A 22,106-nucleotide genomic window follows, 5' to 3' on the forward strand; every position below is an offset into this window, starting at 1 on the left:
TTGCAAAAATAATGCGCTTAAATGTGAAAAAACCACAGGGATTTCTCCCTATGGGTTATTGCGCAGTGAAAACTGGCTTTCGTTTTTCACTGAATGCGTTCAATGCTTCTACACGGTCTTTTGTCGGTATTGTTACCTCATACGCCTTCGATTCGATGGCGAGACCCGTCTGCAGGTCAGTACTGCTTCCATGCTGGATCGCATACTTCGCTTGCCTTACCGCAATTGGTGCGTTCTGCAGAATTTCCTCGGCTAATTCCTTGCAGGCAATCATGACTTCCTCTTTAGAGGTAACGGCAGTAAGAATTCCCAGCTCATAAGCGGTCTCAGCTGAGATTTTCCTTGCTGTTAAAATCAATTCCTTCGCCTTCATCTCTCCAATCAGCCTTGACAGACGCTGTGTACCGCCTGCACCTGGAATGATCCCCCAGCTCACCTCTGTCATTCCCATTAAGGCGCTATCTGCGGCAATTTTAAAATCACAGGCGAGCATCAATTCGAATCCTCCGCCAAATGCAAATCCGTTAACAGCGGCAATCGTTGGCTGGGGCAGCTCTGCAACAGCGCTGAAGACATCACGGATTTTTTTCACATTGCGGCGCACTTCTTCCTCGGTCAGATGCTTTCTTTCCTTTAAATCCGCCCCGGCACTGAATGCTTTCTCTCCAGCGCCTGTAAAAATGACCACTCTTACATCCGAATCCGTATGGAGTCTGTCAATCAGGTCCCCAAGCTCCACCAACGTTTCATAATTGAAGCAATTCAATGAATCCGGGCGGTCGATCGTGACATATGCGATGTGCTTTTCTTTCTGGAATTTGATGTTGTTCATTTATTTCTCTCCTATATTCTCGATAATTGTCGCGATTCCCTGGCCAACGCCAACACACATCGTCGCAAGTCCGTACTTGGAATCCCGTTTTTTCATTTCATATAAAAGGGTCGTTAAAATTCGGGCACCGCTTGCCCCAAGCGGATGGCCAAACGCAATTGCTCCGCCGTTGACATTGACCTTAGACTGGTCCAACCCCAGCTCTTGGATGCAGCCGAGGGATTGGGCAGCGAATGCTTCGTTCAGTTCGATCAGATCCATTTCGTCAACAGACAATTTCGCACGCTTTAATGCTTTCTGGACAGCATAGACCGGCCCCATTCCCATGATCGAAGGCTCAAGGCCTGCAGTTGCGGACACAACATATTTGGCCAGCGGCTTCAGCCCCAGCTCTTCCGCCTTCTCACGGCTCATTAGCAGCAGTGCAGACGCGCCATCATTCACTCCAGATGCATTCCCCGCTGTAACAGTACCATCCTTGAACAATGGCTTCAGCTTGGACAGTTTCTCGATTGTCGTGCCTGGTCTCGGATGTTCGTCTGTGTCAATTACCGTTTTATTGCCTTTTTTATCTTCATACACAACAGGAACAATTTCATTTTCAAACTTCCCTGCCTCCATCGCTTTTTGGGCGCGAAGCTGGCTTTCTGCTGCAAATTCGTCCTGGGCTTCACGTGAGATGCTATATTTTTTAGCAACATTTTCTGCAGTCTCCGGCATGCTGTCAGTTCCGTACATCTCCTTTAGCTTGCTGTTGATGAAACGCCAGCCAATCGTTGTATCAAACATCTCCATATTGCCGCGCGGAAACTCTTTTTCAGGCTTTGCCATCACAAGCGGGGCCCTGGTCATGCTTTCCGTTCCCCCGGCAATGAAGATATCGCCTTCTCCGGCCAGGATCGCCCTTGCTGCATAGTTGACCGCATCCAGTCCTGAACCGCATAAACGGTTGATCGTTGTCCCGGCAACCTCCACCGGCAGACCGGCCAACAGACCTGACATCCTCGCGATATTCCGGTTATCCTCACCAGCCTGGTTGGCATTGCCCAATACAACTTCTTCGATTCCAGCGGCAGGCACGGCTGGATTACGCTCAACCAATGCCTTGATGACAATCGCACCTAAATCATCAGGGCGGATATGACGGAGACTGCCGTTGTATCTTCCAATCGGAGTCCTGACTGCATCTACAATCACAACTTCTCTCATCCTGATCCTCCTCTATTTTGTCGTCACTGATTCTCGGTAGTCATATACACCTCGCCCAGTCTTCCTGCCTAGACGGCCTGCTTTGACATATTGCTCAAGCAGTGGTGCTGGACGGTATTTTTCACCGAGTTTCTCATGAAGGTATTTTAAATTATTCAGGCGTGTATCCAGACCTACAAGATCGCCCAATTCAAATGGTCCCATTGGATAATTCAGTCCTAGCTTGATCGCCTTATCGATATCCTCTGGCGTGCCCAATCCTTCCTGCAGCATATAAAATGCTTCGTTCCCGACGAGCGCGCTGATTCGGCTAGTCACGAAACCGGGGAATTCATTGACAATAACCGTTTCCTTGCCCATTTGGATGGCGGCCTGCTGGATTGCCTCTGCTGTCTCATCGCTCGTTTCCAGACCGCGGATGATTTCAACTAGTGGCATTTTATGGACCGGGTTAAAGAAATGCATCGCAATGACCTTCTCAGGACGCTTCGTAAAAGAGGCGATTTCCGTAGGGCTCATTGTCGATGTGTTGGATGCAAACAGACACTCTGACGGTGCATGCTGGTCAATTACTTCAAAAATCGTCTTTTTAATATCGATTTTTTCCGGGACAGCTTCGATTATTAGATCTGCATCCTTCACGTTCTCAGCGAGAAAGTTGGAATAAGATAATCTGGATTTTGCAGATTCTGCATCGTCTGAGCTGATTTTACCGCGGGAAATCCCCTTTTCAAAGATGCTGTTGATTTCCTGTTCAGCCTTGTACAGTTGTTTTTCATCAACATCGATCAATACTGTTTCAAATCCGCCCAGGCAGCTGACGTAGGCTATGCCTCGGCCCATTACACCTGAACCGATTATGACGAGTTTTCTCATTATATATCCTCCTTAATAAAGGCTGTTTTCGTTAGAAAGTTGTTAAAATCCTAAAGCCTATTTTAACGCGACCATTGCCAATTTATATGTCGGTACCAAGTCTGCAAGCTCTTTTCTCATAATCAGCTTTAATTTCTGAAGAAAGTTTGGTCATTTCAACCTTATTTTGCAAGCAATAGCAACAAAGTTTGAAAAAAGAGCCTTTATAAAAAACTGAAAGGCGAGCACCCGAATCGAGGAGTGCTCGCCTCATTTTTTATACGTTGAACGGGTTTAGCGGTCGGCTGCCGTAATAAGAGACGATACTCTTTGTTTCTGTATATAAATCCAGTGTTTCGATGCTGAGTTCGCGGCCGAAACCAGATTGCTTGTATCCTCCGAATGGCGTGCCAGGGAATGCGGAGAATGGGCAGTTAATCATCACGATACCTGCCTGGATTTGCTTGGAAACCCTTGTCGCTCTGCCGTAATCCTTCGTCCAGATTGCAGAACCAAGGCCATATTCACTGTCGTTAGCCAATTTGACAGCTTCTTTTTCATCCTTGAACTTCATCACGACTACAACTGGTCCGAAGATTTCCTCTTTAACAGCTTTCATGCTGTGGTTTGTTTCTACAATGATCGTAGGTTCATACCAGTAGCCATTTTCATAGCCTTCCAGATTGGCAGCCTTTCCTCCAGCCAAAACTTCAGCACCATCTTCAACTGCTGATTTCACATATCCATCGATTACATTCAACTGGTCTTCACTGATTACAGCTCCGACATGTGTTTCTTTATCGAAAGGATTGCCAAGCTTAAGCTGTTTGGTTTTCGCTACGAATTTCTCGATGAATTCATCGTATACGTCTTCATGGACATATAAACGTGAACGGGCTTCACATGATTGGCCAGTATTATAGAAGATTCCGAACAATGAACCGTCTACTGCAGCATCAATGTCAGCATCGTTGAAAACAATGCTTGGTGATTTTCCGCCAAGTTCAAGTGTTACGCGCTTAAGAGTCTGTGAGGCTCTAGCCATGATATCCTTGCCGATTGGCGTTGAGCCTGTGAATGCAACTTTGTCGACTTTATCGTGTTCGACAAGATAGTTTCCGACGACAGAGCCGGAACCTGGAATAACGTTCACTACTCCTTCCGGAACACCGGCTTCGATGCAGATTTCACCAAGAACGATTGCTGTCAACGGTGTCAGGGAAGCTGGCTTAATAATAACCGAGCAACCGACAGCAATAGCCGGAGCAACTTTCCATGCCGCCATCATCAATGGATAATTCCAAGGAATGATTTGGGCACAAACGCCAACCGGCTCTTTTTCGGTGATATTCTGGAATGCACCAGGCATGCTATTGACGGCACCGCGGTGGCTGACGATCGCACCTGCGTAAAACTCGAAATCTTCAATAGCCTGCATCACCTGTCCCTGTGCTGCAGCAAGAGATTTACCAGTATCTAGAATCTCTAATTCTACTAATTCATTAAAACGAGAGCGCATGATGGATGCGATTTTATTTAGTGTCCTGGAACGCTTATTGACAGGGAAATGGCGCCATTTTCCGAAATCGAACGCATTTCTTGCTGCCTGGACGGCAAGCTCTGCATCTTCTTTAGAAGCTTTGGCAACGGTGGCGATTTCTTCGCCAGTAGCAGGATTATACACTTTATATGTTTCTCCATTCGCACTGTCCTGACGGCCTCCATTGATAATCAGCTGATATGTCTCGCGTTTTACCGCCATTGGTTCGAATTTTTGTTCTTTTACTGTTGTCACGCGTAACATCTCCTTTTAGTAGATTGATGGTTTATTCACCTTTGAAAACGGGTTTTCTTTTTTCCATGAACGCCTGGACGCCTTCCTTATGGTCAGCTGTCTGTCCGGCAATCCGCTGGCTCTGGGCATCCCTTTCAAGATAGTCTTCAAAGTTCGAATGCCAGCTGGCTTTCAGATTTCTTTTGATCAGACCGATTGCCTTGGTTGGCATTTGGGCAAGCCTTTCTGCAAATGCAGCAACATTTTCGTCCCAGTTATCCATAGGATATACTTCTGTCACCAGACCAAATTCCTTGGCCTTTTCAGCAGGAACCTTTTCACCAAAGACAGTAAGCTCCATTGCTTTTGCATGGCCGATCAGACGCGGCAGGTAATATAGGTTTCCTGCATCCGGGACAAGTCCCACATGGATAAAGGCTTCTACAAAACTGGCTTTTTCTGATGCCACCCTGAAATCACAGGCGAGCGCAAGGCTCATGCCAGCACCTGCTGCGACACCATTAACAGCTGCAATCACCGGCTTTTCACAGCGATCTAGTTCAAGGAGCATCGGATTGTATCTATTCCGAAGGACCTCTCCATGGTCCATTTCTTCGGAAACTCCTCCCAGGTCCTCACCTGAACAAAATGCCCGGCCGGCACCTGTGATTACCAGTGCTCTTACCTCTTTATCGCGGGAAGCAGATTTGATTGCTGTCTGGATTTCCTTATTCAGCTGCTCGGTGAAGGCATTCAATTTATCAGGACGGTTCAGGGTGATGTAGGCAACCTTGTTCCGCACTTCATACAAAACAGTTTCAAACACAGCTATGTACCCCCTTATCTTCCCTTGAATTCCGGCTTCCGCTTTTCCTTAAAAGCCCTCATGCCTTCCTTCTGGTCTTTAGTGGCAAAAAGCATATAGAAATTCTTGCGCTCATATTGCATGCCTTCGTAAAGAGAATAATCCACTGCCTTTAAGACTGATTCCTTGATCAGCCTGACGGCGATTGGTGCCTGCTTTGCGATTGTTTGTGCAAATTTTAGCGCTTCCTCCATCAGTACTTCCTCTGCAAAGGTTGAATTGATGATCCCGTATTGCAGAGCTTCTTTTGCAGTAATCCGCTTGCCGCTAAGGATCCATTCCATCGCTTTCGTTTTGCCGACAAGCTTGGTCAGGCGTTGTGTTCCTCCTGCCCCCGGCATGACACCCAGGTTGACTTCAGGAAATCCGAACTCTGCATTCTCTGCAGCAAACAGCATATCGCAGCAGAGTGCCAGTTCAAATGCACCGCCCAATGCGAATCCGTGGACAGCCCCGATGACTGGCTTCTTGATCCAGGCTAATCGATCCCAGTCCGTGAACTGATTCAATGTTTCCATGCTGATGGCATCAGCATCCATCATTTCGTCAATATCGGCACCCGCGGCGAATGCCCTCCCTTTTCCTGCGAGGAAAATGACCTTGATTTCCGGATCATTATCGTAAGCTTCCATCGCGGAAAGAACCTCTGAAACCATTTGCCTGTTCAGGGCATTTAGAACTTTTGGGCGGTTAAGCTCAATCAAGCCAACTTCCCCTTTGACAGACGTTTCAATCAGTTCATAGTTTTTATTCATTCACTTCTTCACCGATCATCATCGTGACCAGATCACCTGCAAAGCTCATGACATCCTTGCCGGACGCCTTTCCTTCTGCTGATTTCATGCCAGCCTTCAATGCTTCATGATCGTCATAATACATTTCGCACATCAAATAATATTTGCCTTCCCCACCCATTGGGCTGCCGACGATGCGGGTTACGTCCATTTTGCGGAGGCCAGGAATTTTGGCAGTCATTGGTGCATGCGTTTCAAAATAATGCTTGTCAAATGCCTCTTTGTCCTGTGGATGCTTATAAATCGCAATTAGTTTTACCATTAATAATCTCTCCTTTTGTAAAATAAATGTTTTAATACCAAAGTGAATATATGCGCTGATACTTGAAGCTATTAATCAATTGATCTGACATTTTAAGTCACATCAATGTTGATACCGGTTTCATTGCCTCAAATGGGTTTTTACAAGACTTGCAGTAGAGTATACTGCGGCATGCTGTCGGACCAAAAAGGTTATCCATTGTTGTATAAGTCGACCCGCAATATGGGCAGTCCGCCTGCCACTCGCCTGTCTCAGCAATATGCCTCGGCGGCGGAGCGATGCCGAATTCCTTGAGCTTTTCCCTGCCAGCTTCACTAACCCGATCAGAGGTCCAGGGCGGATGGAAAATGAATTCCACCTCTACCTTTTCGACTCCCTCAATCGCGGAAACTGCTTTGACAACATTGTTTTTAATGATATCAAGCGCCGGACACCCCATGAATGTCGGCAAAAGCTTGATCAAGACACCGTACGGCAGGACTTGAAGCTCTTCTACCATACCAAGCTCGAGAATCGAAACACTATCGATTTCAGGATCCCTAACAGTTTGCAGTGCATCGTAAACTTTATCTCTCAGCATCTTTCATCACCAGCTTGCTGCCGGATCAAAGTTATAAACCTCACCCAATGTATCAAGAGCTGTCTCTAAATCTGCTGTATGTTCGCCATTTCGCCCATTTCCGCTCTTCATCCCGAATTTCTCCGGAATGCCAAGGTTCAGTGAATCGAACATTGGCGTCATCATTTGGACCCACTTAGTCTTAAGTGCTGCCTCAGAATCTATTAAGCTATGTTCCTCAAACTCTTCACCTTTGGCTCCGAACGAAAACAAGCCATCAAGCTCTTCAAACACCGCTTCAATTGCAGCTTCCATTCTTAATCTTGCTTCCCCACCTGCACTGATAAGCTGCGAAAACCAGGTCTTCCAGTGCAATAAATGATAGTACAGCTCCATATTGATTTTGACAGCTGCCTCGGCCAGTGGCTGGTACGAAGAATTCTTCAATGATTCAATCTTCACTTTCTTGGCCTGTGCGTAAAAAAAGTTCCTGACGACCGCAAATGCCCAGTCATAGTGAGGTTCCGTCAGATAGGTTCCAGGACCATTCACCTTTTCCAACAGGACAGCATTCTTTCGTTCAGCTGCCGGCCTTGCATGCGCAAGCCTGTCAGGGTCACCCGCTCCCAAATCACTTAGAAGCTGATAGAACATCGCGGCGTGCCCCATCGTATCCTGGCTGATGGATGAAAACGCGACATCCTCCTCAATATGTGGTGCGAGGCCCAGCCACTCCGAGCCACGATAGGCAATGATGAAATCGTCATCGGCCAGCTGGAACAGGAGTTTATGAACAGCATCGCAGTAAGCTTTATTTTCCAGTGCATCTTCAAGTGCATATTTCATGTCCCCTGTTTCCCTCCCCACGACAGAATTTCTTTTTCATCAAGCATCTCCTGCTCATAATGGCGCCATTTCTTTTTCAAATAGCCATAGCCTTTCGTATTGCGGTAGTCCTTATTATCAAGCCTTTGCAATGTTTGCCGTTCTTCGAGCGACATCTTCCTTACATCATCCCGTTTAACCACCCAAATATCGGCAACTGGTTCGCGGCGCATAAAGTTTTCCTGTGCCATCACGAGCGCCAGCTCATGGTTCGGAGCGAGCAATGAGAATTGATATTGCATCGGCGATGTATCCGTCCGCTTGCTGAATACCTCAAACTCCTGGTAAAATCCTTTCCCAGACATGAATTCATCCCCTTTCCCTTGAAGTCAGAGGGCAGTTGGATCTGCCCCATCTGTTTTATGCTTGAGCGCTTAACGCATCGATTACCCATTTATTGTTGCTGTAGGAAATCTCCCTTAATCTAAGACGCTCCTTAGATTTTGGCCCATTGTTCTTGATGATTTGCTTGAACTTGCTCCAATCCGGCTGCTTGTATTGCCACATGCCCGACTCCTGGTCAAAATGCATGGTTTCATCTGGAAGCTTCAGGCCAAGCGAAAGGACCCTCGGGATATACTTTGTGAAAAAATCCTGGCGCAGGTCTTCATTTGTTTTGGTTCTGATCCTGTATTTAATCGTCGTATCCTGTTTTGAAGCTCCTGTTGTCGATGCATCCCCGGGTCCAAAGAACATTAACAGCGCTTCCCACCATCGGTCAATCGAATCCTGGATCATCGCTTTTTGCTCATCTGTTCCTTCAGCGAGCGCCATGATGATCGCCTCTCCATGCTGGGCGTGGAAAACTTCCTCTGCACATATGCGTTTCAATGCTCTTGCATATGGACCATAAGAAGCATCAAGCATATTCGTCTGGGTGATGATTGCCGCTCCGTCCACAAGCCATCCGATCAATCCGGCGTCCCCCCAGGTCTTCGCTTCCATATGAAACACGTTGTGGAACTTGAGGTCACCGGACAGCAAATCTTCGATGATGTTTTCCCTTGATTTTCCTAGAGGCTTCATCAAATCCTCTGCCACTCTTAATAGCAGCTGCCCGTGGCCCATTTCATCCTGGACCTTTGCCATGATTCCAAGCTTTCTTTTTAATGAAGGAGCTTTAGGTACCCATTCCTTTTCAGGAAGTGCCCCCATAATTTCACTGATGCCATGCATTGAAATCAGCTTAATCAGCGTCATCCGGTAGTCTTCCGGCATCCAGTCATCCGCCTCGATTTTTTCTCCAGCTTCGATCCGCTTCATAAAATGCTGATATTTTTCCTCATCCGTCAACTGGTCGAAGGAAATTGTATTTTCCATGCTGTTTTGCCTCCTTATGATTCCGTTCCAATTGCTTCCTTTGTTTTATCGATGATCCGTACTGCTTTCCCTTCAGAACGAGGGATAGTTTTTGGACGGAGGACACGCACCTCCATCGAAATCAGGCACTGGCTTTTAAGCAGCGATTGAATCCTTTGCTCGAGCTGATAAACCATATCGGAAATCGGATCCTCACTAATCAGGGTAAAGTATTCCTCATTCATCTCAACATGCAGTTCCAGAACCTTTAATGTCCGCTTCTGTAAAATTTGAATCTGGTAATGAGGAGCCAGTTCCGGGACTGTCAACATGCAATGTTCGATTTGTGAAGGGAAGACATTGACACCATTGATGATCAGCATGTCGTCGATCCTGCCCTTTACTCGCGACATTCTCACCGTTGTCCTGCCACAGCTGCATTTCTCCCTCGTCAGCGACGCGATATCTCCTGTCCGGTAACGGATCACCGGAAATGCTTCCTTCGTCAGGCTTGTGAAGACCAGTTCTCCTTCTTCCCCATCAGGTACTGGTTTTAATGTTTGGGGGTCGATGACTTCTACGTAAAAATGATCTTCTGCGACATGGAGCCCTGCCTGTGCTTCATGACACTCATTCGCGACACCAGGCCCAATCACTTCACTAAGCCCGTAAATATCACATGCTTTGATTCCCAGCTTTTCTTCTAGCGTTTTTCTCATTTCTTCTGACCAGGGTTCCGCACCGAATATTCCATATTTCAGTGATGTGTTACGAGGGTCCTTGCCCATTTCCTCCATCGTCTCAGCGATGTTCAGAATGTATGAAGGAGTTCCGCATATGACTTCCGGTTTAAAGTCTTCAATCAGCATGATTTGTCTCTGGGTATTCCCACCAGATACCGGAACTGTCACCATTCCCAGCTTTTCACTTCCGTAATGAAGCCCGAGCCCGCCGGTAAATAGGCCGTATCCATAGGCATTATGGAGGAACTTCCCTGGTTCACCGCCAGCCAGAGCGATTGCCCTCGCGACAATTTCTCCCCACATATCAAGATCATTCTGGGTATAGCCTACAACTGTCGGCTTTCCGCTTGTACCAGATGAAGCATGCACCCTCACAAGTTCACTCTGGGAAACAGCAAACAATCCAAATGGATAGTGGTCACGCAAATCCTGTTTCTCGGTAAAAGGAAGCGCTTCCAAATCTTTCAGACTGTTCAGCATTTCAGGAGAAAAATTAGCTTTTTCGAATTTCCTCTGGTAGAACGGTACTCTCTGAGCTACTTTTTCCACTACTGACTTAAGCCTTTGCAACTGAATTTCCTCAATAAACTCTCGGCTCTTCGTTTCGATTTCATGTAAAATCAAGATTCCGCCCCCTGCATTACATAAAATTTTATTTATATAACGTTATATTACCGTAACACAATAAATGTGTTATATATTTTAAAACAAAGATAACGTGTAAATAGGAAAAAGTCAATTATTTTTCTGAAAATTTTAATTTTTGATTGTGAGTTTTATCCAACCGATGGAAAAAGTAGTGATTTGCGGGGATTTCGTTGTGATTAAAGAGCTTTTCGTAGTGATTGAGCGGAAAAACGTAGTGTTTATAGATAAAAAAATTAATGTTCGTCGATAAAAACACAGTATTCATTGATACCAACGTAATGTTCATGGATAAAAACTTAGTATTTTTTGATAACAACGTAGTGTTCAATAATTAAATGACTAGAATTCACAGATCAAAGGGGAGTGTTTACAAAATAACTTAGGAGATGCCACATTATTTTGTTACCTTACACTTTTAAATGAATCTGATTTCTGCTTTTCAAACAACCATAAAATAAAAAAGGTCTCTTGATATCAATATCAAGAGACCATATAGATCCTATTAATACATGCTCATATACTGTTCGCGTTCCCAAGGGTGAACCTGTGTGCGGAACATATCCCATTCAATCTCTTTTGCTTCAATGAAGTGTTCAAGGATATGGTCGCCCAGTGCTGCGCTGATTACTTCATCTTTCTTCAGCTGGTCAAGGGCAGCTGCAAGTGTTGCCGGCAGATCGTCGATTCCTTCTTCTACACGCTCTTCTTTGTTCATCACGTAGATGTTGCGGTCGACTGATGCTGGAGGAGCCATCTTCTTCTTGATGCCGTCAAGTCCTGCAGCCAGCAATACTGCCATAGCAAGGTATGGGTTAGCAGCCGGGTCAACACTGCGAACCTCGACACGTGTGCTCAATCCGCGTGATGCAGGGATACGGATCAGTGGTGAGCGGTTCTTTGCGGACCATGCTACATAGCAAGGTGCTTCATAGCCAGGAACCAGGCGCTTATATGAGTTGACTGTCGGGTTTGTTACGGCTGTAAAACCAGCAGCGTGCTTCAATGTACCTGCGATGAACTGGTAAGCTGTTTCACTTAGTTCAAGTCTTTCATCGGATGGATCATAGAATGAATTTTCGCCGTTGCTGAACAATGACATATTGCAGTGCATTCCTGATCCGTTCACACCGAACAATGGTTTTGGCATGAATGTCGCATGCAATCCATGTTTACGTGCGATTGTTTTTACAACAAGCTTGAATGTTTGGATCTGGTCACAAGCAGTTAGTGCATCTGCATATTTGAAGTCGATTTCATGCTGTCCAGGAGCTACCTCATGGTGTGATGCTTCGATTTCAAAGCCCATTTCCTCTAGCTCTAGCACGATATCACGGCGGCAGTTTTCACCAAGGTCAGTCGGTGCCAGGTCAAAGTATCCTCCATTATCGTTCAATTCAAGTGTTGGCTCGCCATTTGCATCAAGCTTGAACAGGAAGAATTCCGGTTCTGGTCCAAGGTTGAAGTTCGTGAAGCCAAGCTCTTCCATTTCCTTCAGGATACGCTTCAGGTTTCCGCGAGGGTCGCCAGCGAATGGTGTGCCATCAGCATTTTTGATATCACAGATCAAACGGGCAACTTTCCCCTTTTCTGCTGTCCAAGGGAAAATAACCCATGTGTCCAGATCAGGGATCAGGTACATATCAGACTCTTCGATTCGAACGAAGCCTTCAATTGAAGATCCGTCGAACATCATTTTATTATCAAGTGCTTTTTCAAGCTGGCTGATCGGAATTTCAACGTTCTTGATTGTTCCCAAAATGTCAGTGAACTGCAAACGAATGAATTTTACATTTTCTTCTTTTGATAAACGAATAATATCTTCTCTCGTATACTTCTTAGCCATCCTAAATTTCCTCCTAAAATTTAAACTTTATCAATAGTACATTAGTGAAAGAATCTCGACATGTCGCCTCGATCTGTTGATCGGTTGAAGCGGCCTGCCTGGAGCAGTTCTTTGCGAAGCAATTTTCTTAAGTCTGCATCGGAAAGATCCCGTCTCGTTTTTTCGGCTTGTTTCTTCTCAGCAGCACTCAAGTGCGCTTCTTGTTTTACATTAAATATTTTCTTGATGCCTGCCATGTTGACACCCTGGTCAATCAAATCTTTGATTTCTAAGAGTTTGTCTATATCATTCAAGGAAAAGAGGCGTTTGTTTCCTTCGGTTCTAGCCGGAGAAATCAATTCATGCTCTTCATAGTAACGGATTTGCCTGGCAGTCAAATCTGTCAGCTGCATGACAATCCCGATGCTGAAAAGCGGCATATTCCGGCGAATTTCACTTCCGCCCATTATGATTTCTCCTCCTTCCTCTTAAGATAATCTCATTATATTCAATGTAAGGTATCTTGTCAAACATATGTTAGATTATCTAACATGAAAAATCATAAAAAAACAACAGGACCAATTTAGCAAGCGCCCTGTTGTATATTTACCTATTTTAATAAGATTAAACCTTTTTCAATCAAAGAATCAATCGCGATCAGAACTGCCATCTTCACATGTGAATAGGTCAATCCCCCCTGTACATATGCTACATATGGCGGCCTGATTGGTCCATCCGCAGTCAATTCAATGCTTGCACCCTGGATGAATGTACCAGCAGCCATGATGACATCGTCTTCATAACCCGGCATGTAGGCTGGATGTGCAGTTACATGAGAATTGATTGGGGATGCATACTGAATGGCCTGGCAAAAGGCAACCATTTTGTCTCGGTCATCAAATTGGACAGCTTGAATTAAATCAGTACGCTCCGCATCCCATTTGGGAGATGAATTCATTCCTAAGCGATCAAGCATCGCAGCCGTGAAAACAGCTCCCTTCAATGCCTGGGCGACAATATGCGGTGCCATGAAAAAGCCCTGGTACATTTCCTGTAAAGAATACAGGGAAGCCCCCGCTTCAGCACCAATTCCTGGGGAAGTCATCCGGTAGGAACAGGACTCTACATATTGTGTTTTGCCCACAATGTAACCGCCAGTCTTTGCAATTCCACCACCAGGATTCTTGATCAACGAACCTGCCATCAAATCAGCACCGACATGGCATGGCTCCAGTTCTTCCACAAACTCACCATAACAATTGTCAACAAATACGATGACGTCTGATTTTATTTCTTTCACAAACCTGATCATTTCGCCGATTTGTTCAACTGTGAACGATGGACGAGTCGCATAGCCTTTCGAGCGCTGGATACCAATCATTTTCGTTTCGGGCTTGATTGCTTTTTTTACCGCGTTCCAATCGATCTCGCCTTTTTCTGTAAGGTTGACAGTATTATAGGAGATGCCGAATTCTTTCAAGGAACCATTTCCTGTTCCACGAATGCCGACAATTTCTTCAAGTGTGTCATAAGGCTTTCCAGTGATGTATAAAAGCTCGTCTCCAGGACGAAGGATCCCAAACAGCGCAATTGAGATCGCGTGTGTTCCTGAAATGATTTGGGGGCGAACAAGTCCCGCTTCAGCACCGAACACCTCTGCATAAATCTTTTCGAGTGTTTCTCGTCCAGCATCGTCATAGCCGTATCCAGTTGTCGGAATAAAATGCGAATCACTTACACGATGTTTCTGGAAGCTTTGCAGCACCCTGAATTGATTGGTGTCGATTCGTTCTTCAATTCCCTTGTGCACTCCGGCAATTTGCTGTTCCACTTCACTGATTAGCGGCTGCAGCATATGCCCGTTCTTCAATTGTGTATACATGTTGCTCTCCTATCTAATAACTCATTTTAAATTGTATATCGCTTTAGCTGACCGGTTATTTGATGATCAGTTAAAGAGAACCCTCTGCATACATAGCCTTGTTTTTCTTCGTCAAAGGCGAGTTCACGGAGAATGGTCTCATTTTTCAGCTGAGCCAGCAGTTTCCCCTCATCAGATGGCACCAGGACATGGAATGGCTCCATCATGCTTATGATCGTCTGTTCAATCTTCAGGAGCAGGTTCCTCCGGTCTTCCTCACTGAACGCACTTATGAATGCCGTCTCGTTCTTGGCGTTTGGCACGAAATCCTGATGGGCGATATCCCGTTTATTGTACACGGTAATCTGGGGTATCTGATGGACTTCGAGATCCTCCAACAGTTTATTGACTGTCTGCTCATGGGAAAAATAATCCTCATTTGACATGTCAACAACATGAAGGAGTAAATCCGCTTCACGGACCTCTTCCAGAGTGGAACGAAATGCGGCTATCAGAGTTGTAGGCAGGTCCTGGATGAATCCAACAGTGTCCGTCAGCAGCGCTGTAAAGCCACTTGGCAAAATTGCTTTCCTTGTCATCGGATCCAAAGTTGCGAACAACTGGTTTTCCTCGAATGAGTCTGCTTCAGTCAATCGATTGAACAATGTAGATTTTCCTGCATTTGTGTAGCCGACAAGTGCAATCTGGAAGGCCTTGTTCTTTTTCCTTCTTTCCCTGTAACGATCCCGATGCTGGACGATGACTGACAGCTGATTTTTGATGTCATCAATCCGTCTGCGGATATGGCGGCGGTCAGATTCCAGTTTTGTTTCCCCGGGTCCTCTGGTACCGATACCTGCACCGAGCCGTGACATTTCAGTCCCCTGTCCGCCAAGCCGCGGGAGCAAGTATTGGAGCTGGGCGAGCTCAACCTGGAGCTTCCCTTCCTTCGATCTCGCCCTTTGCGCAAATATATCTAGAATCAGCTGTGTCCGGTCAATGATCCTGGCCTTCAAGCCAGCTGACAGATTCCGATTCTGGCTGGGCGAAAGCTCATCATTGAATATGATCAGGTCCGGCTCGAGTTCGTCAACGAGCGCCTGCAGTTCTTCTACCTTGCCTTTCCCTATGTATGTAGCAGGATGGATTTTGGGCCGCTTTTGAATAACCTGCATCAGGACATTTCCCTTCGCGGTTTCCGTTAGCGATTCAAGCTCCTCCATGGAATACTGAAAACGAAGATCATCTTCCTCCGTCGTCTGGCAGCCTACAAGAATGACTTTTTCGAATACATTATCCTGTTCCACGCAGCACCCTTCTCTCCTTATATAGCTAAAGACATCATACCAAAATACATCGTCAAATAAAAATTTTGAAAACAGCGGAGAAATACGTTGTAAATTGGAACAGACATGATAAAATCAATATGTTTGCATTTTCATATTTTAGTATTATGACACCATTTGAACAAGAGGAGAAATAAGGATGACATGGGAAGTTCTCAGCATGATCGGAACAATAGCATTCGCAATCAGCGGAGCGATCATTGCGATGGAAGAGGAATACGACATCTTCGGAGTTTATATATTAGGGATCGTGACAGCATTTGGAGGCGGGGCAATACGAAACCTCCTCATCGGGGTTCCGGTTTCGGCGTTATGGGATCAGGGAATATTTTTTAATTTGGCGTTGCTTTCAATCACCATAGTCTTTCTGTTTCCCCGCAATCTTTTAAAACACTGGCAGCGATGGGGCAATTTCTTCGATGCGATTGGACTTGCAGCCTTCGCGATCCAGGGAGCGATTTATGCTTCCAATATGGGACACCCATTAAGTGCAGTTATTGTAGCAGCTGTTTTGACCGGAAGCGGCGGTGGAATGATCCGCGATCTCCTGGCAGGCAGAAAACCACTGGTGCTGAAAGCTGAAATTTATGCAGTATGGGCAGTGCTTGCCGGCCTGGTCATTGGACTGGGAATGGCAGATAAAGCAGTCGAACTTTATAGACTATTTATTGTCATCACTGCCCTTCGTGTCCTTTCCTACACATATAAGTGGCATTTGCCCGTACGGAAATTGGGAGTTAACTAAAGACGAACCAAAAGAAGCAGAGCCGAAAAAATGGCTCTGCTTTTTGATTTGCTGTTCAAAGATCTATATGATTTTCCGCCCCATCTGGCCAATTGCATAATGAATACCATGCTGCAGGGTCTGGAAGCAATCGAATTTCGCGAGGTTGATGTTGGACTGTGTAATTTCAATTCCCAGCGTGGATGAAATGCCTACGAGAATTGTCTTCGTACCGATGAGCCGTGCAGCTGATCCGATTTTCTCGATTAGACTTACGGCATGTGGTCCGATTTCCTGGTCCAATCCTGTTAAATCCAGGACAAGATAACTTGCTTTATAGGATGGAAGTCGATTCAGTGTCTTGACAATCAGCTGGTCTGCCCTTTCTTCATCATATTTTCCAATAAGCGGGACAACCACGATTCCTTCGAGGACAGGGATGATTGGAGAAGAAAGCTGATGGACCAACTCTTTTAATTCAGCTGTAGTTTCCTCGACCAGGGATTCCAGCTTCTTGATTTGTTCAGACTCTTTCTTGCGGGCCAGCTGATGGATATTATCAGCAATGGTCACGCTGGACGGAAAATACTCAATTACGCTGTATTCATGTCCTTCAAGTTGATGCTGCTTGATTTCATACCAGATATTCGTTCCAAATAAGCCGGAAAACACACCTGCATAATGTGCAGGCAGGAAGCTGCCTCCCTTTTCCTTTCCCTGGGCGACATTCACTTTATGCTCCCAGCTGTCCTTCATAATAGCGGTAAATGTTTTTGTCTCAAAATCCAGGTCCTTGATGATTGTCAGGCCCCATCCTGCTGAAGCATATGTATTGGTAATCATCTCAGCTGCTTCTGCGACACTGACTTCTTTCATCTTTTCAAAATATTGTCCAACTACAAGACCCTGGCGGAATCCTGTGGATTCAAACACAAGATTGGAAGCTTCTTCACCTGATATTTCTTCAATTGTATCGAAAAAGGTTTTCATCGCGGAAGAGATCCAGAAAAGAACGGCATCATCACCTTCAAAGATGAATCTTCCCGATTTTATATCCCATCCAAAATCAATACCTTTGATATCATAATGATACTCATACCCCATCATTCATTAACTCCTTTATCTCTGTCTAATTGGTTTTGCCAATTTTGTTATTCCCTCAAAGAAACACCATACTATTTACCCAGTTAAGCGTTTTTTAAACATACCGATTAATAGTTTGTCCAATTCTTCTGTAAATCGTTCAGGATATTTGAAGCACTAAAAAAAGGGATTCCAGTTCCCCGGAATCCCTTTCGTTATTTTTATTTTGGCTCTGTTTACCACGGCTGTTGATTTTCGTTCCAGGCGCTTCGCTTTCCGCGGGGCTGGCGCTGAGCCCACAGGAGTCTTCGCGCCTTCCACTACAATCAACAGAGTTTAAAAATCAACATTCAGCTTTAACAGAGCCTTTATTTTAGAAATGACATGACTGAATTTGGATCAAACCCCAGTACCCAGTTTCCATTGACATTTGATTGCGGCACACCCATTTGTCCTGTTGCATTTACCAATCTTTGTGCTGCAATCGGGTCTTGCTGGACATTCACTTCTTTGTAGGAAATCCCTTTATCATCCAGGAAATTCTTCAGCATTGTGCAATAAGGACATGTATTCGTTGTGTATACGGTAATTTCGTTCATTTCTAAATACCCCCGTTAAAATTTTAATATACCCATATGGGTATATTAACAAGAATGAAAAATAATGTCAACAGGATTGCTGACATTATTTCCCCTTTTGATCATCCGAAAAAACGAGATCATTGCTCCTCAGCGTCATCAGTTCATGGCGGTCATATTGATTCTGCATAAGCAAGCGCATGGCCTGTGCCCTGATCGATTTTTCAATGACGTTCCTGACATATCGTCCATTCGAGAAAGCTGCAGCACCAAGGGTAGATTTCACTGTTACTAGATGTTCCCTTAGTTTCCGTTCGGCCTCATGGCTCAAGCTATATTCTCTTTCCTTCAGCATCCGCTGGCCGATTTCCATGAGCTGGTCGATGGAGTAGTCGGGGAAGTCTATGACCAGCGGAAATCTTGAATGAAGGCCGGGATTCAGGGTCAGGAAAAAATCCATTTCCCGCGAATAACCCGCCAGAATTAAGATGAATTCGTGCTGCTTATCCTCCATATGCTTTACCAATGTATCGATTGCTTCCTTGCCGAAGTCTTTCTCTCCCCCACGGCCCAGTGAATATGCCTCATCTATGAACAGAATTCCCCCCATCGCCTTCTTTATCAAATCCCTCGTTTTTTGTGCTGTGTGTCCAATGTATTCCCCAACAAGGTCCGCTCTCTCTGCCTCGATCAAATGTCCTTTTGACAGGACATTCATCTTGAGGAAAAGCTTCCCGATAATCCTCGCCACCGTAGTTTTACCGGTTCCCGGATTTCCTTTGAACATCATATGGAGAGCCTGTTTTCCGGCTTTTAATCCCATCTCTTCCCGCTTTTTATTCACATAGATCCAGGCATAGATTTCTTTGATCATCCTTTTCATTTCTTCCATGCCAACCAGGGCGCCGAGCTCTTCCTCTATTTCCTTCAAAGCTGTATGCTCCTGCGGGATGGACTTTGGAACCAGCTGCGGCTCAGGCAATTCCTTCGTCAACGTCTTTCTTTTCTGGGCGTTCAATACAATGCTGATTTGACCGTTGTTTTTCTTGCGTAGCGGTTGGTCCAAAGATATCACCTCTCATTCTGAAAACAATATACGCATTATCGCTGTATATGTGATATTCACCTATGAATCATGAAGGTCATTTTTGATTATTTTTTCATAGATTTTTTGGGATGGTATCTCGACAAAATTCCAGCAGGACTTTTATTTTTTGTCATATTATGCGGTTTCCCAAGAAATAAAACTTCTATATTTATATGTATTCAAGGACGATGGAATTCATTTTTAAAATAAACATTTAATCTTTACCTCTTACTTTTATGCATCTTGCCAAATAAAAAAACCCGCAGTCAGCGGGTTTCCTTCATGAGTTATTAATTAAGCCTGTCCCTCGAAATCGATCTGGACATTTTTTTGCGGCGCAAAGGTTGAAATGGCATGCTTATACACAAGCTGCTGTTTTCCTTCTGATTCGAAAAGGACGGTAAAGTTATCAAATCCTTTGATTTGTCCTCTCAGCTGAAATCCGTTCAATAAAAATACGGTCACATTGATGTTGTCCTTGCGTAACTGGTTTAAATACTGGTCCTGAATGTTCACTTGTTTCATGGGCGGGATCCTCCTCTTTTATCTCTATTATTATGTATTCGCTTTTATCTTGAGCTTTCCTTCAATGAACTGGGAAATTTCAGCGAATTTTTTTTCAGCGCCATTAGACTCTGACATATCAAACCATTCCACATTCATCTTGTTTCGAAACCAAGTTAGCTGCCTTTTTGCATAGCGGCGGGAATTTTGTTTTAAATTTTCAATAGCTTCCTCCAGGCTAACCTTCCCATCAAAGTATTCGTAAAGCTCTTTATAGCCAATTGCCTGGATCGATTGACAATCCTTCAATCCATTATCATAAAAATACTTTACCTCATCGAGAAGCCCTTGCTCCATCATAAGGTCGACACGGAGGTTAATCCGGCTGTAAAGCAATTCCCTTTCCATTGTCAGCCCAATGATCGCAGTATTATACATCAACTCTGGTGACTGGTTTGCCTGCAATTCGCCCGCAGTTTTTCCAGTACAGTGGTTGATTTCGAGCGCCCTGATGACCCGGCGGATATTATTGGGATGAATTCTGGATGCACTTTCCGGATCCACAATTTCCAGCTTCCCATGTAGAGATTCCGGGCCTTTTTCTTTCGCTTCATTCTCTAAGCGGCGGCGAAAATCCGGGTCGGAAGGCGCCTCGGTGAAATGATAATCATAAATAGCGGACTGAATATATAATCCGGTACCGCCAACAATCATCGGTATCTTCCCGCGTCCGCTGATCTCATGTATTTTCTCGCGGACGATTTCCTGGAACTCCGCAGTTGAAAAACCTTCATCCGGGTCTTTCACGTCAATTAAATGATGGCGGATTCCTTCCATCTCTTCCCGGCTGATCTTAGCCGTTCCGATATCCATTCCTTTATAAATCTGCATGGAATCCCCGCTAATGATTTCACCATTGTACTTTTTAGCTAGTTCGATACTTAACTTTGTTTTGCCAACAGCAGTCGGCCCAATTAATACAATCAGATTCTGTTTCTCTTCCAAAAAATTTCACACTGCCTTTTCATTGAGGGTGTCAGATCGTTAAATCTGACATCTTACATTTATTTTACCATTAAGTAGAAAGCAGTTGAACATCTATGCATTATACCCCTTTTTTACAAGTATTATTCTCATATATCATTTCTTGATAAAATTTTCCTAAACCTTTACAGTTACATAACGATTCGGTAACAAAAGCCCTTTCACCCCCAGAATCATGGTAGTTTAATAGAAGTCTATGATGGTTTTATAATTTATAGGGAACTGGGTGAACACAATGTTATCTACTACAGAAATCGGAATTGATTTAGGTACTGCAAATACTCTTGTATATAGTAAAAATAAAGGAGTCGCCCTTAACGAGCCTTCAGTTGTGGCGATTGATACTGAAACCAAAAATGTTCTTGCTGTCGGCAAGGAAGCGAAGGAAATGATCGGAAAGACACCTGGCAAAATCGTTGCCATCCGCCCTTTGAAAGATGGAGTGATCGCGGATTTTGATGTGACGACCGAAATGCTGAAACAAATTATGAAGAAAGCCTCCAAAAAAGGCGGTTTTTCACTTCGTAAGCCAGATGTAGTCGTCTGCACACCATCTGGTTCGACAAGCGTTGAGCGCCGTGCAATTCAGGATGCTGTCAGAAATGCCGGCGCCAAAAAGGTCCATCTGATTGAGGAGCCGGTAGCTGCGGCGATTGGGGCTGGCCTTCCTGTTGATGAACCAGTGGCAAACGTTGTTGTTGATATTGGCGGAGGTACGACTGAAGTAGCGATTATCTCTTACGGAGGCGTCGTAGCCTGCCACTCGATCCGAATCGCCGGAGACAGACTTGACGAGGATATCATTCAATATGTACGCAAGGAATACAATGTACTGATCGGGGAAAGAACCGCTGAGAGAATCAAGATGGAAATTGGTTACGCGCTTGTAGACCATGAGAAATTGGAAATGGACATTCGCGGCCGTGACCTCGTAACAGGACTTCCAAAGACTGTTACTCTTAATTCATATGAAATCAGGGATGCCATCAAGGAATCTCTTCTTCATATCATGGAAGCGATCCGCGCGACTTTGGAAGATTGCCCCGCTGAATTGAGCGGAGATATTGTTGACCGCGGCGTAATCCTTTCTGGAGGCGGCGCCCTGCTGAACGGTATGCAGGATTGGCTCGGAAGCGAAATGGTTGTACCTGTCCATATCGCTCCAAACCCGCTGGAATCTGTAGCAATCGGCACAGGGAAAGCACTGCAGTATATCCATAAACTTCAGCCAGCTGTAAGATAAATATCAGATTCTAATCAAAACCACCAGTGTGAACTGGTGGTTTGCTCTGCGGCTGAAAGCCTCTCTTACCGGCCTTGGCCTTAAAGGCC

General features: G+C 45.0%; 23 protein-coding genes. 2 read left to right on the top strand and 21 right to left on the bottom strand.

What is annotated here, in order from left to right; translation table 11 throughout:
• Positions 1–55: 55 nt before the first annotated feature.
• From FS736_RS08990 to hflX, 16 genes are all read right to left on the bottom strand, one after another.
• Positions 56–832 (bottom strand): enoyl-CoA hydratase-related protein, encoded by a 777-nt coding sequence (locus FS736_RS08990; RefSeq protein ID WP_144476030.1) that lies wholly within the window; start codon positions 830–832, stop codon positions 56–58.
• Complete coding sequence (pcaF, locus tag FS736_RS08995) at positions 833–2,041, bottom strand: 3-oxoadipyl-CoA thiolase (RefSeq protein WP_144476031.1); 1,209 nt, start codon at positions 2,039–2,041, stop codon at positions 833–835.
• 12 nt (positions 2,042–2,053) lie between these two features.
• The gene (locus tag FS736_RS09000) at positions 2,054–2,917 is read right to left on the bottom strand and encodes a 3-hydroxyacyl-CoA dehydrogenase (RefSeq protein WP_144476032.1); all 864 of its coding nucleotides are present in this window, start codon (positions 2,915–2,917) and stop codon (positions 2,054–2,056) included.
• Positions 2,918–3,173: 256 nt separating this feature from the next.
• The gene (locus FS736_RS09005) at positions 3,174–4,691 is read right to left on the bottom strand and encodes an aldehyde dehydrogenase family protein (RefSeq protein ID WP_144476033.1); all 1,518 of its coding nucleotides are present in this window, start codon (positions 4,689–4,691) and stop codon (positions 3,174–3,176) included.
• A 31-nt stretch (positions 4,692–4,722) separates the two neighbouring features.
• Positions 4,723–5,496, bottom strand: coding sequence for an enoyl-CoA hydratase-related protein (locus FS736_RS09010; protein ID WP_144476034.1), 774 nt, complete (start codon positions 5,494–5,496; stop codon positions 4,723–4,725).
• A gap of 14 nt (positions 5,497–5,510) precedes the next feature.
• Entirely contained in the window at positions 5,511–6,290 is a 780-nt protein-coding gene (locus FS736_RS09015; RefSeq protein ID WP_144476035.1) for an enoyl-CoA hydratase-related protein, read from the bottom strand.
• Positions 6,283–6,591 (bottom strand): EthD family reductase, encoded by a 309-nt coding sequence (locus FS736_RS09020; RefSeq protein WP_144476036.1) that lies wholly within the window; start codon positions 6,589–6,591, stop codon positions 6,283–6,285. The genes FS736_RS09015 and FS736_RS09020 overlap by 8 nt, the downstream gene beginning before the upstream one ends.
• Before the next feature lie 97 nt (positions 6,592–6,688).
• Positions 6,689–7,171, bottom strand: a complete 483-nt coding sequence (gene paaD / locus FS736_RS09025; protein WP_144476037.1) for a 1,2-phenylacetyl-CoA epoxidase subunit PaaD — start codon at positions 7,169–7,171, stop codon at positions 6,689–6,691.
• Between the two features lie 6 nt (positions 7,172–7,177).
• Positions 7,178–7,996, bottom strand: coding sequence for a 1,2-phenylacetyl-CoA epoxidase subunit PaaC (paaC, locus tag FS736_RS09030; protein ID WP_144476038.1), 819 nt, complete (start codon positions 7,994–7,996; stop codon positions 7,178–7,180).
• The gene (gene paaB / locus FS736_RS09035) at positions 7,993–8,340 is read right to left on the bottom strand and encodes a 1,2-phenylacetyl-CoA epoxidase subunit PaaB (protein WP_144476039.1); all 348 of its coding nucleotides are present in this window, start codon (positions 8,338–8,340) and stop codon (positions 7,993–7,995) included. Before paaB ends, paaC begins: the two co-directional genes overlap by 4 nt.
• 55 nt (positions 8,341–8,395) lie before the next feature.
• Complete coding sequence (gene paaA / locus FS736_RS09040; RefSeq protein WP_144476040.1) at positions 8,396–9,355, bottom strand: 1,2-phenylacetyl-CoA epoxidase subunit PaaA; 960 nt, start codon at positions 9,353–9,355, stop codon at positions 8,396–8,398.
• 14 nt (positions 9,356–9,369) lie between these two features.
• On the bottom strand, positions 9,370–10,701 hold the full coding sequence (locus tag FS736_RS09045; RefSeq protein WP_144476041.1) for a phenylacetate--CoA ligase family protein: 1,332 nt from the start codon (positions 10,699–10,701) through the stop codon (positions 9,370–9,372).
• 526 nt (positions 10,702–11,227) lie between these two features.
• Positions 11,228–12,568, bottom strand: a complete 1,341-nt coding sequence (glnA, locus tag FS736_RS09050; RefSeq protein ID WP_144476042.1) for a type I glutamate--ammonia ligase — start codon at positions 12,566–12,568, stop codon at positions 11,228–11,230.
• A gap of 41 nt (positions 12,569–12,609) precedes the next feature.
• Positions 12,610–13,014 (bottom strand): MerR family transcriptional regulator, encoded by a 405-nt coding sequence (locus tag FS736_RS09055; RefSeq protein WP_144476043.1) that lies wholly within the window; start codon positions 13,012–13,014, stop codon positions 12,610–12,612.
• Positions 13,015–13,157: 143 nt separating this feature from the next.
• Complete coding sequence (locus FS736_RS09060; RefSeq protein ID WP_144476044.1) at positions 13,158–14,429, bottom strand: methionine gamma-lyase family protein; 1,272 nt, start codon at positions 14,427–14,429, stop codon at positions 13,158–13,160.
• 26 nt (positions 14,430–14,455) lie between these two features.
• Positions 14,456–15,715 carry a GTPase HflX gene (gene hflX, locus FS736_RS09065; RefSeq protein WP_144476045.1) on the bottom strand — a complete coding sequence of 420 codons (1,260 nt, stop codon included), beginning with the start codon at positions 15,713–15,715 and terminating at the stop codon, positions 14,456–14,458.
• Between the two features lie 178 nt (positions 15,716–15,893).
• Between hflX and FS736_RS09070 the strand changes: the two genes are divergently transcribed.
• Positions 15,894–16,499 (top strand): trimeric intracellular cation channel family protein, encoded by a 606-nt coding sequence (locus FS736_RS09070; RefSeq protein WP_144476046.1) that lies wholly within the window; start codon positions 15,894–15,896, stop codon positions 16,497–16,499.
• Positions 16,500–16,562: 63 nt separating this feature from the next.
• Here FS736_RS09070 and FS736_RS09075 read toward each other — a convergent pair whose 3' ends face one another.
• The 5 genes from FS736_RS09075 to miaA form a co-directional block, all read right to left on the bottom strand.
• A complete protein-coding gene (locus FS736_RS09075) occupies positions 16,563–17,582 on the bottom strand; it encodes an STAS domain-containing protein (protein WP_144476089.1) in 1,020 nt (339 codons plus the stop codon).
• A 347-nt stretch (positions 17,583–17,929) separates the two neighbouring features.
• A complete protein-coding gene (locus FS736_RS09080) occupies positions 17,930–18,160 on the bottom strand; it encodes a glutaredoxin family protein (RefSeq protein ID WP_144476047.1) in 231 nt (76 codons plus the stop codon).
• 85 nt (positions 18,161–18,245) lie between these two features.
• A complete protein-coding gene (gene spoVK, locus FS736_RS09085) occupies positions 18,246–19,205 on the bottom strand; it encodes a stage V sporulation protein K (RefSeq protein ID WP_144476048.1) in 960 nt (319 codons plus the stop codon).
• Between the two features lie 315 nt (positions 19,206–19,520).
• Positions 19,521–19,751 carry an RNA chaperone Hfq gene (gene hfq / locus FS736_RS09090; protein WP_041966638.1) on the bottom strand — a complete coding sequence of 77 codons (231 nt, stop codon included), beginning with the start codon at positions 19,749–19,751 and terminating at the stop codon, positions 19,521–19,523.
• Between the two features lie 30 nt (positions 19,752–19,781).
• A complete protein-coding gene (gene miaA, locus FS736_RS09095) occupies positions 19,782–20,735 on the bottom strand; it encodes a tRNA (adenosine(37)-N6)-dimethylallyltransferase MiaA (protein ID WP_144476049.1) in 954 nt (317 codons plus the stop codon).
• A gap of 274 nt (positions 20,736–21,009) precedes the next feature.
• Here miaA and mreBH point away from each other — a divergent pair, with 274 nt between their 5' ends.
• Positions 21,010–22,017: a rod-share determining protein MreBH gene (gene mreBH, locus FS736_RS09100; protein WP_144476050.1), complete on the top strand. Its 1,008-nt coding sequence runs from the start codon at positions 21,010–21,012 to the stop codon at positions 22,015–22,017.
• The last annotated feature ends 89 nt before the right edge of the window (positions 22,018–22,106 follow it).

The organism is Cytobacillus oceanisediminis 2691, assembly GCF_007678455.1.
Taxonomy (GTDB): domain Bacteria; phylum Bacillota; class Bacilli; order Bacillales; family Cytobacillaceae; genus Mesobacillus; species Mesobacillus oceanisediminis_A.